The sequence below is a fragment of the Streptomyces sp. NPDC006259 genome (assembly GCF_042870975.1).
Taxonomy (GTDB): Bacteria; Actinomycetota; Actinomycetes; order Streptomycetales; family Streptomycetaceae; genus Streptomyces.
In genome coordinates this window covers 643311-660579 of sequence record NZ_JBIAHY010000004.1, presented here as the reverse complement: position 1 = coordinate 660579, position 17269 = coordinate 643311, and the positions used below count along the sequence as shown (strand labels likewise).

Annotated in this window: 10 protein-coding genes; 3 read left to right on the top strand and 7 right to left on the bottom strand. The window is 73.5% G+C overall.

Features of this window, described 5'->3' with window-relative positions; genetic code table 11:
• Window positions 1–336 precede the first annotated feature (336 nt).
• Both ACFYO5_RS19580 and ACFYO5_RS19575 read right to left on the bottom strand, forming a co-directional pair.
• Window positions 337–3711, bottom strand: coding sequence for an ATP-dependent helicase (locus ACFYO5_RS19580; protein ID WP_388710066.1), 3375 nt, complete (start codon window positions 3709–3711; stop codon window positions 337–339).
• 308 nt (window positions 3712–4019) lie between these two features.
• Window positions 4020–4433 carry an MGMT family protein gene (locus ACFYO5_RS19575; protein WP_388710064.1) on the bottom strand — a complete coding sequence of 138 codons (414 nt, stop codon included), beginning with the start codon at window positions 4431–4433 and terminating at the stop codon, window positions 4020–4022.
• A gap of 185 nt (window positions 4434–4618) precedes the next feature.
• On the opposite strand from ACFYO5_RS19575, the gene ACFYO5_RS19570 reads away from it, so the two are divergent.
• The 3 genes from ACFYO5_RS19570 to ACFYO5_RS19560 all read left to right on the top strand — a co-directional run bounded on the left by ACFYO5_RS19570 (window position 4619) and on the right by ACFYO5_RS19560 (window position 10640).
• Entirely contained in the window at window positions 4619–7324 is a 2706-nt protein-coding gene (locus tag ACFYO5_RS19570) for a lysylphosphatidylglycerol synthase domain-containing protein (protein WP_388710062.1), read from the top strand.
• A gap of 74 nt (window positions 7325–7398) precedes the next feature.
• Window positions 7399–8943 (top strand): alpha/beta hydrolase, encoded by a 1545-nt coding sequence (locus ACFYO5_RS19565; RefSeq protein WP_388710060.1) that lies wholly within the window; start codon window positions 7399–7401, stop codon window positions 8941–8943.
• 131 nt (window positions 8944–9074) lie between these two features.
• A complete protein-coding gene (locus ACFYO5_RS19560) occupies window positions 9075–10640 on the top strand; it encodes an alpha/beta hydrolase (protein ID WP_388710058.1) in 1566 nt (521 codons plus the stop codon).
• A gap of 65 nt (window positions 10641–10705) precedes the next feature.
• Here the strand turns inward: ACFYO5_RS19560 and moeZ are convergent, their stop codons facing one another.
• The 5 genes from moeZ to ACFYO5_RS19535 all read right to left on the bottom strand — a co-directional run bounded on the left by moeZ (window position 10706) and on the right by ACFYO5_RS19535 (window position 17073).
• Complete coding sequence (moeZ, locus tag ACFYO5_RS19555) at window positions 10706–11884, bottom strand: adenylyltransferase/sulfurtransferase MoeZ (protein WP_356566262.1); 1179 nt, start codon at window positions 11882–11884, stop codon at window positions 10706–10708.
• Between the two features lie 63 nt (window positions 11885–11947).
• The gene (locus ACFYO5_RS19550) at window positions 11948–12697 is read right to left on the bottom strand and encodes a spherulation-specific family 4 protein (RefSeq protein ID WP_388710055.1); all 750 of its coding nucleotides are present in this window, start codon (window positions 12695–12697) and stop codon (window positions 11948–11950) included.
• Entirely contained in the window at window positions 12685–13647 is a 963-nt protein-coding gene (locus tag ACFYO5_RS19545) for an NAD-dependent epimerase/dehydratase family protein (RefSeq protein WP_356566258.1), read from the bottom strand. Before ACFYO5_RS19545 ends, ACFYO5_RS19550 begins: the two co-directional genes overlap by 13 nt.
• Window positions 13648–13867: 220 nt before the next feature.
• A complete protein-coding gene (locus ACFYO5_RS19540) occupies window positions 13868–15229 on the bottom strand; it encodes a hypothetical protein (protein ID WP_388710052.1) in 1362 nt (453 codons plus the stop codon).
• Window positions 15226–17073, bottom strand: a complete 1848-nt coding sequence (locus tag ACFYO5_RS19535; protein WP_388710050.1) for a DUF3492 domain-containing protein — start codon at window positions 17071–17073, stop codon at window positions 15226–15228. Before ACFYO5_RS19535 ends, ACFYO5_RS19540 begins: the two co-directional genes overlap by 4 nt.
• Between the last annotated feature and the right edge of the window lie 196 nt (window positions 17074–17269).

Below are 17269 nucleotides of genomic sequence, written 5' to 3'. Positions count from 1 at the left end.
CGCCGACTCACCCCACGCACTCACAGCCCGGCGGTCGCACCGGCGCCCGTACACGGCCCGGCGCGTCTCACAGGCCCGGTCACCGCCCTGCGGTCGCACCAGCGGCCCACTTCCACCCCGCGGTCGCACCAGCGGCCCGCACACAGCCCCGCGGTCGCACCAGCGGCCCGCACACAGCCCGGCGGTCGCACCAGCCCCGTCACCACCCCGCGGTCGCACCAGCGGCCCGTTCACAACCCCGCGGTCACACCGCCCGCTCACAGCCCGTGCCGCACCCGCCGGTTCGCACCGGGCGCCGCACCCGCCCGCGCGGACCCCCGCATCACGCCGGTGGACTCACTCCACCACGTGGCGTCCCTCGGGCCGGGCGCTGCACGAGGCGCGGAAGGCGCAGTGCGTGCAGTGCTGGCCGGTGGTGGGCGTGAACCGTTCGTCCAGGACCTTGCCGGCCGCGGTGGCCAGCAGTTCGCCGACCCACTCGCCCTCCAGCGGCTCCTGCGCCTGGACCTTGGGCAGGCTCTCGCCGCCGTCCCGCTTGGCGGCGCCCTGGCGCAGCTGCACCAGTTCGGCGCCGCCCGGTTCGGGGCGGACGCCGTCGAAGACCTCGTCGACGGCGCCCTCGCGGACGGCGAGCTGGTACACGGCGAGCTGCGGGTGACGTTCCACCTCGCGCGCGGTGGGCGCCTGTTTGCCGGTCTTGAAGTCGACGACGTAGGCCCGGCCGTCGCCGTCGGCCTCGACGCGGTCCATCTGGCCGCGGATGCGGACCTCGTACTCGCCCGCTTCCAGGGTGACGTCGAAGTCGTGCTCGCTGGCGACGGGCGTGCGGCCGGTGCGGTCCATGACGTGCCACTTGAGGAACCGTTCGAGTGCCACGCGCGCGTGCTCCTTCTCCTGCGCCGACTTCCAGGGCGCGTCGAAGGCGAGCGCGTTCCACACGGAGTCCAGGCGCTCCGTCAGGACGGCGAGGTCGGCCGGGGTGTGTCCGGAGGCGACCTCGTCGGCGAGGACGTGCACCACGTTGCCGAAGCCCTGGGCGGCCGTGGCGGGGGCGTCGGCCTTCACCTCGCGGCCCAGGAACCACTGGAGGGCGCAGGTGTTGGCGAGCTGGTCGAGGGCGCTGCCGGAGAGCACGACGGGCCGGTCCCGGTCGCGCAGCGGCACCTTGCTCTCGGTGGGCTCGAACATGCCCCACCAGCGGTACGGGTGCGCCGACGGCACCAGGGGCCGGCCGTCCTCGTCGGCCAGGCCGGCCAGGCGGGCGAGGCGGTGGGCCGCGGCTTCCCGGAGCGGTTCCGAGACCCGCGGGTCGACGGTGGTGGCGCGCAGTTCGGCGACCAGCGCGGCGACCGACAGGGGGCGGCGCGGGCGGCCCGTGACGTCCTTGGGCTCGACGCCGAGTTCGGTGAGGAAGCGGGAGGGCTGGTCTCCGTCGTCCGCGGGCGCCTTGACCGCCGTGACGACGAGCCGGTCACGCGCGCGCGTGGCGGCCACGTAGAACAGGCGGCGCTCCTCCGCGAGCAGGGCGCCGGGAGTGAGCGGTTCGGCGAGTCCGTCCCGGCCGATGCGGTCCGCCTCCAGCAGCGAGCCGCGGCGGCGCAGGTCCGGCCACAGTCCCTCCTGTACGCCCGCGACGACGACCAGGCTCCACTCCAGCCCTTTGGCGCGGTGCGCGGTCATCAGGCGTACGGCGTCGGGGCGGGCGGCGCGCCGGGTGAGGGTGTCCGCGGCGATGTCCTCGGCCTCGATCTCCGCCAGGAAGTTCAGCGCGCCGCGCCCGCCGGTGCGCTCCTCCGCGCGCGCGGCGGTGGCGAACAGCGCGCACACGGCGTCCAGGTCCCGGTCGGCGTTGCGGCCCGCCGCGCCGCCGCGGCGGGCGGACCGCTCCAGGCGCGTGGGCCAGGGCGTGCCCTCCCACAGGTCCCACAGCGCCTCCTCGGCCGTGCCGCCGCCCGCGAGACGCTCGCGTGCCTTCCTCAGCAGGGCGCCCAGGCGCTGGGCGCCGCGCGCGTACACGGGGTCGTGCACGGCCAGGCGCTCCGGCTCGGCGAGGGCCCGTGCGAGCAGTTCGTCCGACGGCGGCGGCAGGGGGTTGCCCGCGGCCCGCTCCTCGTCCCGCAGGGCACGTCCGAGGCGGCGCAGATCGGCGGCGTCCATGCTCGCGAGGGGCGAGGCGAGCAGGGTGAGGGCGGTCTCGGTGTCCAGCCAGCAGGCGCGCTCCGCCTCCGCGTCGACGGCCCCGGCTTCGCCCTCGTCCGGCGGGCCGCCCTCTTGCGGCCGATCGGCGCCCATGGGGGGCCGTGCGGTGCCCGAGGCCGTCTCCGCCGCGGCCACCGCGCGCAGGGCCGTCAGCAGGGGAGCCACCGCGGGCTCGTGGCGCAGGGGCAGGTCGTCGCCGTCGATGTGGAGGGGGACGCCCGCGGCCGTGAGGGCACGGCGGACCGTGGGGATCGTGCGGGAACCCGCCCGCACCAGGACGGCCATCTCCTCCCAGGGCACGCCGTCCTCCAGGTGTGCCCTGCGCAGGATGTCGGCGATGTTGTCCAGTTCGGTGCCGGACGTCGGGTAGGTGAGGACCTCGACGCGGCCGCCCTCGCGCGCGGGGGCGAGGTCGCGGTGGGCGCGGACCTTCTCCGCCGGGAGCCGGGTCAGGGGCATGCGCTGGGTCACGAGCCGGGTGGCGGCCAGCACGGCCGCGCCGGAGCGGCGGGAGGTGCGCAGGACCTCGACGGGGGCCGGACGCCCGTCGCGGCGCGGGAAGGCGTGCGGGAACTCCAGGATGCCGTTCACGTCGGCGCCCCGGAAGGCGTAGATCGACTGGTCCGGATCGCCGAGGGCGACCAGGGTGCGGCCGCCGCCCGCCAGGGCCTGCAGGAGTCGTACCTGGGCGGGGTCGGTGTCCTGGTACTCGTCGACGTAGACGGCGTCGTACTGCCCGGCGAGCCGCTGGGCGATCTCGGGGCGGTGGGCGAGCAGCACGGCGCGGTGGACGAGTTCCGCGTAGTCGATCACGCCGTGCAGGTCGAGGACGTCGAGGTACTCGGCGAGGAAGGAGGCAGCGGCCCTCCAGTCGGGGCGTCCGATGCGGCCGGCGAAGGCGTCCAGGGCGTCCGGACCGAGACCCAGTTCACGGCTGCGGGCGAGCACCGCGCGGACCTCGTCGGCGAATCCGCGCGTGGTGAGGCAGGCACGGAGGTCGTCCGGCCAGCGCACGTGCGCGAGGCCGTGCCGCTGGAGTTCCACCTGGCCGGCGAGCAGTTCACGGACGGCCACGTCCTGTTCGGGGCCGGAGAGCAGCCGCAGCGGCTCGGCGAACAGGTCGCTGTCCTGCTCGGCGCGGACGAGGGCGTAGCAGTACGAGTGGAAGGTGGTGGCGCGGGGCGCGCGGGCGGCGCCCATGCGCAGCGCCATCCGGTCGCGCAGCTCGACGGCCGCCTTGCGGCTGAACGTCAGTACGAGGATGCGCGCCGGGTCGCCGCCGCGCGCCACCCGGGCCGCGACCGACTCGACGAGCGTGGTGGTCTTCCCGGTGCCCGGGCCCGCCAGGACGAGCAGGGGGCCGGTGGTGTGGTCAACCACGGAGCGCTGCGCGGCGTCCAGACGAGGGGGATCCACCCGCACCGGCCGGGTACGCACCAGTCGGTACGCGCCACGGCTCCCCTGCCGCCCCTGGGGGTGCGGCAGGCGCCTGGTGGAGGAAGAGGAGCTCACGTGGTTCGCCGGTCCTGGTGGGTGTGCAGATCGTCACGTCCGGCGCCGGGCGCCGTCGGGAGGTGGTCGTGGTGGGACGGGGGCCGCCCTGGGCGGGCGGTGGTCCCGGGATGAGGGCGAAGCGTGCGGCCGACGCTACGCGGCCGGACGGCTCGGAAGGAAAGCTTCGGCTTCTTCCCTCACGGCCCGTGCGACCCGCGCGTCACGCAGGCCCCCCGCCCCTCGAACGTACGCCATGCCACGGACGTGCCTCTTTTCCCTCGTACGGGCCACAAGGTCCCCCTGGGCCGGGTCGATGGCGGAAGCTGTCAGGTGTGACCCTCCGCACGTTCGCCGCCGTCCCATCTCGCCCGTCTCATGTCCAGGCGCGGCAGATGCCCCTCGGCGGCCCTGCTCGCGGCCTTCAGGGGCGTGCCCTCGGCGCGGTAGTGGCCGAGAGCGCGCAGTTCGTGGCCTGGCAGGAGCACTCCGTCGGCGCGCACGACACGCCACCAGGGGACGGCTCCGCCGTAGAGCGCCATCACCCGGCCGACCTGCCGCGGCCCGCCCTCCTCGAGCCACTCGGCCACGTCGCCGTACGTCATGACCCGCCCGCGCGGGATCAGCTCCGCGACTTCGAGGACGCGCTCGGCGTACTCCGGCAGCGCGGCGTCGGCGTGGTCCGACGGCGGGTCGCCGGTGTACTCCGGGCGGGCGGCGTCCGGAAGGCTCTGCTCGCTCATCCGCCCCATCCTGCACCACGCCACCGACAATGCGACGGGCCCGCGACCCTGTGTGACCCTCGCCCCACGGCGGCGCTTCGGGCAGACTGTGCGCCCCGCGTTTGCACCCTGATGCCCCTGTGTGTCGGTGGGGCATGCCACCATCGTGCGGGCGGTGACCGGTGATACGAGACCAAGAAGAGACGATGAACCAGCAGGGTGTGCATCCCGAGGACGCGGAGGGCACCGCTGACGCCGGGTCGCGCCCGAACACCGCCGGCCCGGCGGGACAGGACGAGGACCTGGTCGAGGTGACACACGTCGACGAGGTCGAGGGTGACGAACCCTTGCTCCCCGCGCGCGTGCACCGCCCCTCCGACCTCATGCGCCTGCTGATCGGCGTGCTCGCCGTCGTCGTCCTGGTCGGCATCGCCGCCTTTGCGCACGGAACGACCTCGGGCCTGGAACAGGACATCAACAAGGGCACCGGGCAGGCACCCGATCTCCTCATCAAGATCGCCGGACTGGCGTCCAGCATCGCGATCCTGCTCGTGCCGGTGGCGTTCGCCATCGAACGGCTCATCAAGCGGGACGGGCTGCGGATCGCCGACGGCGTGCTCGCGGCGGTCCTGGCACACGGCGTGACGCTCGCCACCGACCTGTGGGTGGCCAAGGCCGCCCCCGACTCGATCCAGGAAGCGCTCACCCAGCCCTCCCCGGGCGACATCCACGCCCTCACCGACCCCGTCCACGGCTACCTGGCGCCCGTCATCGCCTACATGACGGCCGTCGGCATGTCACGACGGCCCCGCTGGCGCGCGGTGCTGTGGATCGTGCTGATGCTCGACGCGTTCTCGATGCTGGTCACCGGCTACACCACACCGTTCTCGATCATCCTGACGGTGCTGATCGGCTGGACCGTCGCCTACGGCACCCTGTACGCGGTCGGCTCCCCCAACGTCCGGCCCACCGGACGGACCCTGATGGCGGGCCTGCGGCACGTCGGTTTCCGCCCGGTGAGCGCCGCGCGCGAGGAGGTCACGGAGACCCCGGAGACCGGGGACCGCGGCCGGCGCTACTTCGTCACATTGGAGGACGGTCCACCGCTGGACGTCACGGTGGTCGACCGCGAGCAGCAGGCGCAGGGCTTCTTCTACCGCGCGTGGCGCAATCTGACCCTGCGCGGCTTCGCCACCCGCAGCAGCCTCCAGTCGCTGCGTCAGGCGCTGGAGCAGGAGGCGCTGCTGGCCTACGCGGCGATCGCGGCCGGCGCCAACGCGCCGAAACTGATCGCCACCTCCGAGCTGGGCCCCGACGCCGTCATGCTCGTCTACGAGCACACCGGCGGCCGCACCCTGGACTCGCTCGCGGACGAGGAGATCACCGACGAACTGCTGCACGACACCTGGCACCAGGTGCGCGCCCTCCAGTCCCGCCGCATCGCCCACCGCAGGCTGGTCGGCGACGCGATCCTGGTGGATCGTTCCGGCACGGTGATCCTCACCGACATGCGGGTCGGCGAGATCGCCGCCGGCGATCTGCTGCTGCGCATGGACACCTCGCAGCTGCTGGTGACGCTCGGCCTGCGGGTGGGGGCCGAGCGCGCGGTGGCCTGCGCGGTGAGCGTGCTCGGTCCCGACGCCGTCGCCGACTGCCTGCCGATGCTCCAGCCCATCGCGCTGAGCCGCTCCACGCGCGCGACGCTGCGCAGACTCGCCCGGGAGCGCGCGCAGCGCGAGCGCGACGCCGTCCTGGAGGCCTCCCGGCAGGCCAAGCAGGCCCGCCACGAGGCGGCCGGGCACGAGTCCGGGTCTCCCCTCGACAAGGCCGAGAAGAAGGCCGTACGCGCGGAGACGCGGGCCGAGAAGAGGGCCATCGACGACGCGCTGGACGAGGCCCGCGAGGAGGACCTGCTCACGCAGATCCGGCACGAGGTGCTGCTCATCCGGCCCCAGGCGCCGGTGGAGCCCGCCCGCCTGGAGCGGGTGCGGCCGCGCACGCTGATCAGCTTCATCGCCGGCGCGATCGGCGCGTACTTCCTGCTGACGCAGCTCACCCACATCGAGTTCGGTCCGCTGATCGCCAACGCCGAGTGGGGCTGGGTCGCCGCGGCCGTGCTGTTCTCGGCGGTGAGCTATGTGGCGGCGGCCATGAGCCTTCTGGGGTTCGTGCCGGAGCGGGTGCCGTTCCCGCGGACGGTGGCCGCGCAGGTCGCCGGGTCCTTCGTGAAGATCGTCGCACCGGCCGCGGTCGGCGGGGTGGCCCTCAACACACGGTTCCTCCAGCGCGCGGGGGTGCGGCCGGGACTCGCGGTGGCGAGCGTGGGCGCCTCGCAGCTGTTCGGGCTGGGCTGCCACATCCTGATGCTGCTCTCGTTCGGCTATCTGACCGGCACCGAGAAGACGCCCTCCCTGTCGCCGTCCCGGACCGTCATCGCGGGACTGCTGACCGTGGCGGTGCTGGTCCTCGTGGTGACCTCGGTACCGTTCCTGCGCAAATTCGTCGCCACGCGCGTGAGGTCGCTGTTCGCCGGGGTCGTGCCGCGCATGCTGGACGTGCTCCAGCGGCCGCAGAAGCTGGTCACCGGCATCGGCGGCATGCTGCTGCTGACGGCCTGCTTCGTGATGTGCCTGGACGCCTCGATCCGCGCCTTCGGCGACGAGACGACCTCCATCAGCATCGCCAGCGTCGCCGTCGTCTTCCTCGCCGGCAACGCGCTCGGTTCCGCCGCGCCGACGCCGGGCGGTGTCGGCGCGGTGGAGGCGACCCTGACGGTCGGCCTGATCGCCGTCGGCCTCCCCAAGGAGGTCGCCGCTCCCTCGGTGCTGCTGTTCCGGCTGCTGACGCTGTGGCTGCCGGTGCTGCCGGGCTGGCTGGCGTTCACCCACCTCACCCGCAAAGGCGCCCTCTAGCAGGGCGAGAACGGCCGTACCTCGTACGGACCGCGCCCCGCGCGCGGGGCTGGACGCGACCGCAGGATGGGATCATGCCGAACCCCTCCCGCCCGCGCGCCGCGGTGCTCACCGCCGCCGCCGTCCTGTTGTCCTCGCTGGTGGCGGGGTGCAGCGAGGACTCCCGGGACGAGGATCTGACGGCGCAGAAGCTGCGCTGGAAGGACTGCCCCGCACCCGCCCAGTCCGAAGGCGGCGGCAACGCCCCGTCACCGCTGCCGGACGGCGACGAATGGCAGTGCGCGACCATGCGGGCGCCCCTGGACTGGAGCGAGCCCGACGGTGACACGATCGGCGTCGCACTGATCCGGGCGCGGACGAGCGGCCCCGAGAACAGGCGGATCGGTTCACTGCTGTTCAACTTCGGCGGGCCCGGCGGCTCGGGGGTCACCACCCTGCCCGCGTTCGGCGAGGACTACGCCACCCTGCGCACCCGCTACGACCTGGTGAGCTTCGACCCGCGCGGGGTGGGCCGCAGCGCGGGTGTGCGCTGTGAGAACGACCAGCGGCTCGACGCCTACTTCCAGCAGGACATGACGCCCGACGACGCCGCCGAGCGCCGCACCCTCCTGGACAACACCAAGGAGTTCAACGCGTCGTGCGAGAAGAAGTCGGAGAAGATACTGCCCCATGTGCGCACCACCGACGCGGCCCGCGACATGGACCTGATGCGCCAGGTGCTCGGCGACGACGAGTTGTACTACTTCGGCATCTCCTACGGCACCGAACTCGGCGGCGTCTACGCCCATCTGTTTCCCCGGAACGTGGGCCGTGCCGTCTTCGACGCGGTCGTCGACCCGACGCTGACCCCCGAGCGGAGCGCGCTGGGGCAGGCCAAGGGCTTCCAGCTCGCGCTCGACAACTACGCCGAGGACTGCGCCTCCAAGACGCCGGACTGCCCCGTCGGGGACACTCCGCGGTCCGTCAAGGACCGGATCGCCGACCTGCTGAAGACCCTGGACGGCAAGCCGATCCCCGGCGTCCTCCCACGCGAGCTGACGCAGACCGCCGCGACCAACGGCATCGCGCAGTCGCTGTACTCGAAGGACTTCTGGGAGTACCTCACCGAGGGCCTGGACCAGGCCTACGACGGTGACGGCAGGATCCTCATGCTGCTGTCCGACTCGATGAACGGCCGGAACGAGAACGGCGAGTACAGCAACATCACCGCCGCCAACGTCTCCGTCAACTGCGCCGACGACAAGCCGCGTTACTCCGTCGCCCAGGTGGAGCGGAGGCTCCCCGAGTTCCGGGCGGCCTCCCCGCTGTTCGGGGAGTTCCTCGCCTGGGGCATGGTCGGCTGCACCGACTGGGCCGTGCCGGGCGCCGCCGATCATCCCGACGTGAGCGCGGCCGGCTCCGCGCCGATCCTCGTCGTGGGGAACACGGGCGATCCGGCGACCCCGTACGAGGGCGCCCGGAAGATGGCGGCCGCCCTCGGCGAGGGCGTCGGGGTGGAGCTGACCTACGAGGGCCAGGGGCACGGCGCGTACGACAGCGGGAACCGGTGTGTGCGGGCGGCGGTGGACGGCTACCTGCTGAACGGGAAGGTGCCGACCTCCGGGACCGTCTGCTCCTGACACCCAAGGCGGCGATAAAAGTGCAGGTCAGAGGGTTATCCACAGCCTCCGACGGGTGTGCTGGGATCCGCCTACTATGGCCTGACAGCCGTCCGCCGCCGGTGCGGACGGTCCCGCGAGGGGGGACGCACATGGCGCGATTCGTACGGTGGACGGCTTGGGGAGCCGCCGCCGCACTGCTGATGACGGGCTGTAGCGGCTCGTCGGACGAAGGGGACGACGACAAGGGACGTACGGCCGACGCGCGCCCTTCGGCCTCCTCCGCCGGCACTCCGGACGCGGGTGCGGTGCCCCTGCCCGCCTCGCTCACGGGGCAGAAGCCCGACTGGGGCCGCTGCGGGGCCACCGCGGACTCGGAGGCGCCGAGCGGCGAGTGGCGGTGCGCGAAGCTGAAGGTACCGCTGGACTGGTCGAAGCCGGACGGCCGGACGATCGACCTCGCACTGATCCGCGCCAGGTCCCGCGGCACCGGCAGCGAGCGCGTCGGCTCCCTGCTGTTCAACTTCGGCGGCCCCGGCGGATCCGGAGTGTCGACGATGCCGGCGTACGGCTCCACCGTCTCCTCCCTCCGCGAGCGCTACGACCTGGTGAGCTGGGACCCACGCGGAGTGGGCGCCAGCGAGGGCGTGCGGTGTCGCGGCGACAAGCAGATCCAGACGGCCGAGTCGGTCGACTCCACACCGGACACCACGGCCGAGGAACAGGCCTACCTCCGCGACGCCGTCGACTTCGGAAAGGGCTGCCAGAAGGACGCCGGGCAGCTGATGGGGCACGTCTCGACCACCGACACCGCGCGCGACATGGACCTGATGCGCCAGGTCCTCGGCGACCCGAAGCTGCACTACTTCGGTATCTCCTACGGCACCGAACTCGGCGGCGTGTACGCCCACCTGTTCCCGAAGAACGTGGGCCGGATGATCCTCGACGCGGTCGTCGACCCGAGCGCCGATGCGGTGGGCCACGCGAAGAACCAGGCGAAGGGCTTCCAACTGGCGCTCGACAACTACCTGAAGTCGACCGGCCAGAGCCCCGTTCAAGGCAGCCGGAAGATCGCCGACCTGCTGAAGCGGATCGACGCCGACCCCCTGCCGACGTCCTCGGGGCGCAAGCTGACCCAGACACTCGCGGTCACCGGGATCGTCCTGCCGCTGTACAGCAAGGAGGGCTGGCCGACCCTGACCAGCGCCCTGGAGTCGGCGCAGGAAGGCGACGGCTCCGAGTTGCTCTCGCTCGCCGACGCCTACAACGAGCGGGACAGCGAGGGGAATTACGGCACGACGACCCACTCGCAGCGGGTCATATCGTGCCTGGACGACAAGCAGCGGCCCACGGTGGAGGAGACGAAGAGGCTGCTGCCGGAGTTCGAGAAGATCTCACCCGTTTTCGGCACGTTCCTGGCCTGGGACACGGCCGGCTGGTGTCACGACTGGCCGGTGGCCGGGCAGTTCGACAGCCCGGAGGTGAGCGCGGCCGGGGCCGCGCCCATCCTGCTGGTCGGCAACACCGGCGACCCGGCGACGCCCTACGAGGGCGCGCCGCGGATGGCGGACGAGCTGGGCAAGGGCGTGGGCGTGCTCCTCACCTGGAAGGGCGAGGGTCACGGGGCGTACGGCAGCGGGAGCGACTGCGTCGACTCGGCGGTGGACGACTACCTGCTCGACGGCACGGTGCCGAGGGACGGCAAGGTCTGCTCATGACGACGGCGGGGGCCGCGGGCACTCGTGGTGCGCGCGGCCCCCGCCGGTCGGGCAGGCGGGTCGGCTCAGTAGACCGGCTTGCTCGGCTCGATCTGGTTGACCCAGCCGATCACACCGCCGCCGACATGGACGGCGTCGGCGAAGCCCGCGGACTTCAGCACCGCGAGGACTTCCGCACTGCGGACACCCGTCTTGCAGTGCAGGACGATCTTCTTGTCCTGGGGCAGTCCCTCCAGGGCGGTGCCGAGCAGGAACTCGTTCTTCGGGATCAGCCTGGCGCCCGGGATGGAGACGATCTCGTACTCGTTCGGCTCGCGGACGTCGATGATCTCGATGTTCTCGCCGTCGTCGATCCACTCCTTGAGCTGCTTCGGAGTGATCGTCGCGCCGGCGGCCGCCTGCTGGGCCTCCTCGGACACGACGCCGCAGAAGGCCTCGTAGTCGATGAGTTCCGTGACGGTCGGGTTCTCGCCGCAGACCGCGCAGTCGGGGTCCTTGCGGACCTTGACCTGGCGGTACTGCATCTCCAGCGCGTCGTAGATCATCAGGCGGCCGACGAGCGGCTCGCCGATGCCCGCGAGGAGCTTGATGGCCTCGTTGACCTGGATGGAGCCGATGGAGGCGCACAGCACGCCCAGCACGCCGCCCTCGGCGCAGGAGGGGACCATGCCGGGGGGCGGGGGCTCCGGGTAGAGGCAGCGGTAGCAGGGACCGTGCTCCGCCCAGAAGACGGAGGCCTGACCGTCGAAGCGGTAGATCGAGCCCCACACGTACGGCTTGTTCAGCAGCACGGCGGCGTCGTTGACCAGGTAGCGGGTCGCGAAGTTGTCCGTGCCGTCGACGATCAGGTCGTACTGGCTGAAGATCTCCATCACGTTGTCGGCCTCGAGCCGCTCCTCGTGGAGGATCACGTTCACGTACGGGTTGATGCCGAGGACGGAGTCGCGGGCGGACGCGGCCTTGGAGCGGCCGATGTCGGCCTGACTGTGGATGATCTGGCGCTGGAGGTTCGACTCGTCGACCTCGTCGAACTCCACGATGCCGAGCGTGCCCACGCCCGCCGCGGCCAGGTACATCAGCGCCGGCGAGCCCAGGCCGCCGGCGCCCACACACAGCACCTTGGCGTTCTTCAGCCGCTTCTGCCCGTCCATCCCGACGTCGGGGATGATCAGGTGGCGGGAGTACCTGCGGACCTCGTCTACGGTGAGCTCGGCAGCCGGCTCGACCAGGGGTGGCAGCGACACGGGGACTCCGTTGGTCGGTCAATCACTACAGTTGTTCTCCCCGTAACACTGCCACGGCCTTCTTCATTCCGAGACACCCGTTCCGACACGCGAGACGATCTCGTCCCAGTAGCCGGGCATGGTCTCCCAGGGGTCGATCGCACCGTCGCGGTCGTGACGGTCGGTGAACCAGATCGTCGCCGCTCCCTGCCAGCGTGCGATGCGCAGGGCTTCGTCGAGGTGGCCGCGGGGGACGCCGTGCACGAAGTGGCAGAACCGCTCGGGCGGGTGGTCGGCGGTCCATGCGGCCGCCTGCGACCAGCGGTAGTCGCTCCAGGGGCCGGAGAAGGTGACGAGCTGGTCGGCGTTCTCCGCGTATCCGGGATGCGGGTGGGTGCCGTGTCCGAGCACGATGTGGGGCGCGTCACGGAGCGTGCGGAGGGTGGCGACGGTCCGGCGGACCTCGGGGAGTTCGGCGCGTTCCGTCGGGCAGCGGTCCAGGAGGAAGCCGTCCACCCGGTACCAGTCGAGGTAGCGGTGGGCGTCGGAGATCACCTCGCCGGAGGCGCGCGCGCCGTGGACGGAGTCGAGGCGGCCCAGGACGCGGACGCCCGCTTTGCGGAGCCGGCCCGCGGCCTCCAGGCAGTGCGGGTCGGGACGGACACCGGGTCCGTCGGCGACGTCGAGGACGACCCAGTGCACGGGCCTTCCGGGACGGGCGAGTTCACCCCACTCGGCCGGCGCGACGAGGGGGTGCGCGAAGCCGGGGACACCGAACCGGGTGCGGACGTCGGTGCTCGCGGTGCCCGCTCGGGTACCGGTCAGATACGACATGCCGCCTCCATCCAGATGTCGGCGAGGGACTCCTCGAGGTTGATCCGCGGCCGCCATCCCAGCCGGTCGCGGGCGGTGCGGACATCGGCCTGCTGCCAACTGCCGCACCCGTCGGGGTACGGGTACGCGACCGGCGCCGCGTGGTCGGAGTCCGGGCGCGGGTGGCCGATGGTGGGCCTCAGGTGGCCGCCGGGCGGACCGTCCAGCTCGTGCAGGCTGCCGCCGTATCCGGCCACACGCGCGAGGACGGCGGCGGCGTCCCGGAGACGGACGGCGCGGCCGGAGCCGATGTTGATGACGCCCTGCGCGGCGGACAGCGAGGCGGCGTGCACGGCGCGGGCGACGTCACGGACGTCGATGAAGTCGCGCTGGACGCCCAGTCCGCCGAGTTTCAGCTCCCCGTCGCCGGACTGCATCGCGCGGCGCATCGCCTCGGCGAGCCGGCCCAGTGGGGAGCCCGCGGGGGTGCCGGGCCCGGCCGGGGAGAACACCCGCAGCACGACAGCGTCCAGGCCGGAGCCCAGGACGAGTTCGGTGGCGGCGAGCTTGCTGACGCCGTACGGGCCGCCGGGGCGCGGGACGGCGTCCTCGGCGGTCGAGGAGCCGGGCTGGCTGGGGCCGTACTCGGCACCGCAGCCGATGTGCACGAGACGGGCGCCGCAGCCGCTGCGGCGCAGTGCCTCGCAGACGGTGGCGACGGCCACGGTGTTGTGCCGGGTGAGGTCCCGGGCTCCGCCGCGGGTGGCGCCCGCGCAGTTGACGACGACCTGGGGGTGGACCGCGTCGAGGAAGCGGGTGAGGGCGCCGGGGCTGCCGCTCGCGAGGTCGAAACGGACGTCGGCGTCGTCGCCGCGGCCGAGCGCGGTGAGCTGGACCGCCGGGTCGGCGAGGAGACGGTCGGCGACGAAGCGGCCGACGTAACCGTTGGCTCCGGTCAGCAGAACCCTCATCGCGCCGCTCCCGGGGTGTACGTCGCGGCTGCTCCGGTGACCGCGCGGGCTCCTGCGACCGCGGGTGTCCCGGGGGCTCCGGTCGCTCCGGATCGGGAGGTGGTCATCTGGTCTCTCCTTAGGGGGACTGCATGGATGGAGGAGCGCGTGCGTCGTGCGGTCCGTGCACGGTGGGGGTGGCGCGGCGCGCGGTGGTCGGGGGTGGGCGGACGGCTCCGGGTCAGCACGGCTGGTCCGTTCGCGCGTGGGCCGAGGCCCGGGTGAGGGTGCGGGTCGTATGGATCAGCAGGGTCAGGGCCGCCGTCCCGCAGGCGAGGACGGGGACTCCGGCGGGGCCCCAGGCGGCCACGAGCGTGTCGACGGGTACGGCCAGGAGGCCGCAGCCGGGCAGCCGGCCCGCGAGGAGCAGGGCCAGGGCGATCGCCTCGGCCGCCCCCGCGGCCCTGAGGACGACCGCCGGGGCATGGGTGAATCCGTGGACGGTGAGGAGGCGGGAGAGGTGGAGCAGCGCGCCCAGGGTGAGCGTTGCCGGGTAGGCGGCGGGTTCGCCGAGGGCTGCGGCGCAACCGCCGGTGAGGACCGCGAGGGAGCACAGGAACAGGAGGAAGGTGCCGAGCAGCAGTGGCCGTACGGAGTCGGCGAACTCGTCCAGACCTCGGCTGGTGCCGAGCCTGCGCCCAGCACGTACGACGAGGAGGTGGGCGCACCACGCGGCGGGCACGCAGGCCAGCGCGAGGGTGAGGACGGGGGCCGTCGCGAGTGGCCAGGGGCCGTCGGCGGTTCCGGTGGGCAGGCCGTCGGGTCCGCCGTCGGCCGCGGCGCGCAGGAGGCCGTCGCCGAGGGCCGCGTAGGCGAGGAGCCAGCCGGTCCAGCCGCCGGTGCGGTGTCGGCCGGCGTGCGGGCCGCCGCGCGGCATCGACGGGTTCCGGCCGTCCCGAGGGCTCAGGGGGCCCCGGCGCAGGACCGCGCGCAGAGCCAGGGTCACCGCCAGGACGCCGGCGGTGACCGCGAGGAGACGGGCCTGGCCGTGGGTGAGGCGCAGGCCGACCACGGTCGCGGCGGTCAGGGCGCCCGGCAGCAGGGTGAGGAGCGCCCAGTCCAGGCGGGCCCGTGGCGCGGGAGCGGGCTCGGGGCGCGCGGGTGTGTCGCCGTCTCGGGGAACGCGGGCGTACATCTCCTCCGCGAGGGAGAAGACGTCCCGGTGCCGGAAACTGGCGGCGGTGCGGTCGGTGACGCCGTGGGCCTCCAGCCCCGCCGCGATCTCCAGGGGATCGACCGCCCGTTCGCACAGTTCGCGGTGACGGTGCATCAGCGCCTTCACCGGGTCCACGGCGCCGCCTCGCCGGGGAGCGACGGGGGCGGCACCCGGACCGGCGTGTGCGCCGGAGTCCTGCGCGCCGGAGTGTGCGCCGGAGTCCTGCGCCGGACGTTCGGCCGGGGTGGCCGCCGGAGCGCCGGAAGGGGACGGCGTGTCGGTGCCCGGAGAGGTGTTCTGGCTCCCGAGCCACTTCCCCGACCGTTCGTCCCAGGCGCCGGGACTCGCCGGTGTCGCGGGGTGGTCCAGCTCGCCCAGGCCGCTCATCGGGCCCCCTCGGTCGCGGCGACGGGAGTGGGGCCGGAGGCGGGGATGTGGGGCGACGACGTGCCCGGTACGGCGGCGGAACCGCGCGCCGCCGCGATACCCCGCACCGGCGGTCCCGCCGGCCAGCCGGACGGGTTCCGGGGTGCGGCCCGTCCGCCGAGCCCGGTCCACCGACCGGGCAGCCACGCCTCGGCCGGGACCGCGAAGGGGCGGGGCTCGCCGGCCGCGTCGAGGACGACCCGGCGAACCGGGCTCCGGGAGACGATCTCCAGGTAGATGCCGTGAAACGCCGTGACGTTCTGCTCGACGGTGAACAGCTCGAGGGCGCGGGCGCGGGCGGCCGCGCCCAGGCGTGCGCGGCGCCCCGGGTCGCGCAGCAGGGCCACGCACGCCTCGGCGAGCGCTCGCGGGTTGCGCGGCGGGACGACGAGTCCGGTGCCTCCGATGACCTCGACCACCGCTCCGACGTCCGTGGACACGGTCGCGCGCCCGCAGAACATCGCCTCGACCAGGCCGACCGGGAAGCCCTCGACGACACTGGACAGGACGACGACGGCGCCCGCCGCGTACGCCTCGTCGAGTCCGGGTACCTCCGGGCCGCCGATCTCCTCGAAGGACACCGGATTGTCGCCGACGGAGTGGGGCCCGGCCGCTTCGTCGGGGAAGAGCTGCGCGGCGAGCATCCGGCAGTGGCCGAGGTAGGCCTCACCCTCCGCTCCGGCCGCCGTGCCGAAGATCCGCAACCTGGTCCCGGGCTCCTCCTTGCGGATCTCCGCGAAGGCGTGCAGCAGGGACACCAGGTCCTTGGCCGGTTCCACCCTGCCGACCCAGACCAGCGTGCGCGGGTCGGCGGCGTCCGGGGAGTCGCCGACGTGGCTGAAGCGGGAGGCGTCCATGCCCGGGTGGACCGTGCGCAGCTTGGCCCGGTCGGCGCCGCAGCGCTCCTGCCAGCGGCGGGCGTGCGCGTTGCCGGGCGTGACGCACTCCGCCCGGCGGTACACCTCCGCGGCCAGCCGCCCGTGGAAGGCGGCGAGCAGGGACCGTACGGCCGGGGCGGCCTCCGGTAGCGGAGCGGCGGCCCGAGCGGCGCCCGAGGCGGGCTCCGATCCGGCAGCGACGGTCGCGCCCCCACCGGCCCCCAGGTAGTGCGTCCGCAACCGGACCCCGTACTCCGTCACCAGCAGCGGCACGCCGAAGAAGTGCCGGGCCAGCAGGCCGGGGAGCGCCGCCGTCCCTCCTGAGGCGGCGTGGCAGAGGTCGACCGAGCCGAGCCCGTCGCTCCCGTCGTCCTCGTACCAGTCGAGCGAGAGGGGGCGCAGGGCGCGTTCGAGATGCGCGGCGACGGCGAGCAGATCGGGTACGCGCGCCTCACGCGCCGCACCCAGTGCGCCGGGCGCACGACAGGCACGCTCCAGGGCGCGCACGGCGCGCTCCGAACGGAGCGCTCCCACCAGGCCGCCCTCGTCGCGAGCGAGTTCGGCCAGCCCGTACAGCGCGTTGCCGAAACGGTCCGCCTGGGGGGCGGACCGGCCCGTGCCCGCATCGGCGGGCGCTCCCTCGCACAACGAGGACACCAAAGCGCCGTAGTGCTCGGTGAAGCGCCGGCGCGCACGCCGCCCGTGCACCACCCCGTCGTCCTCGGCCGTCCACAGCGGCGCGGTGCGCACGCGGCTGACCTGCGGCGGCAGCGCGACCTGGCCGGCGCTCTCCTGCCCCTCACTGCGGCTGAGCGCGTAGACGTCGAACTCGTGCTGCCCGAGCCCGCGCACGAGCCGGTCGCACCAGAGCCCCGCATCACCGCTCACATACGGATAGCCACCCTCCGTAAGCAGTCCGATGCGCACGTGTGCACCCCCGATCTCCCGTCTGGGGAGCCGCCGTTGGCCCGGCGGCTCGCAGCGGGACGAACGTATGCGGACAAGGCGGTGGTGGGGGGGGGGGGGTGGTGGGGGAGCGCAGACGCGAAGGAAGGGGGGGGGAGAAGAGAGTAGGAGGGCGGGGGGTGTTGGGGGGAGATGGAGGGAGAGTCTGCCCTTAGAC

Coding starts and splice junctions, on each gene's coding strand:
- ACFYO5_RS19575 (WP_388710064.1), bottom strand. CDS start 4,433: ATGAGCGAGCAGAGCCTTCCGGACGCCGCCCGCCCGGAGTACACCGGC.
- ACFYO5_RS19570 (WP_388710062.1), top strand. CDS start 4,619: ATGAACCAGCAGGGTGTGCATCCCGAGGACGCGGAGGGCACCGCTGAC.
- ACFYO5_RS19565 (WP_388710060.1), top strand. CDS start 7,399: ATGCCGAACCCCTCCCGCCCGCGCGCCGCGGTGCTCACCGCCGCCGCC.
- ACFYO5_RS19560 (WP_388710058.1), top strand. CDS start 9,075: ATGGCGCGATTCGTACGGTGGACGGCTTGGGGAGCCGCCGCCGCACTG.
- ACFYO5_RS19550 (WP_388710055.1), bottom strand. CDS start 12,697: ATGTCGTATCTGACCGGTACCCGAGCGGGCACCGCGAGCACCGACGTC.
- ACFYO5_RS19545 (WP_356566258.1), bottom strand. CDS start 13,647: ATGAGGGTTCTGCTGACCGGAGCCAACGGTTACGTCGGCCGCTTCGTC.
- ACFYO5_RS19540 (WP_388710052.1), bottom strand. CDS start 15,229: ATGAGCGGCCTGGGCGAGCTGGACCACCCCGCGACACCGGCGAGTCCC.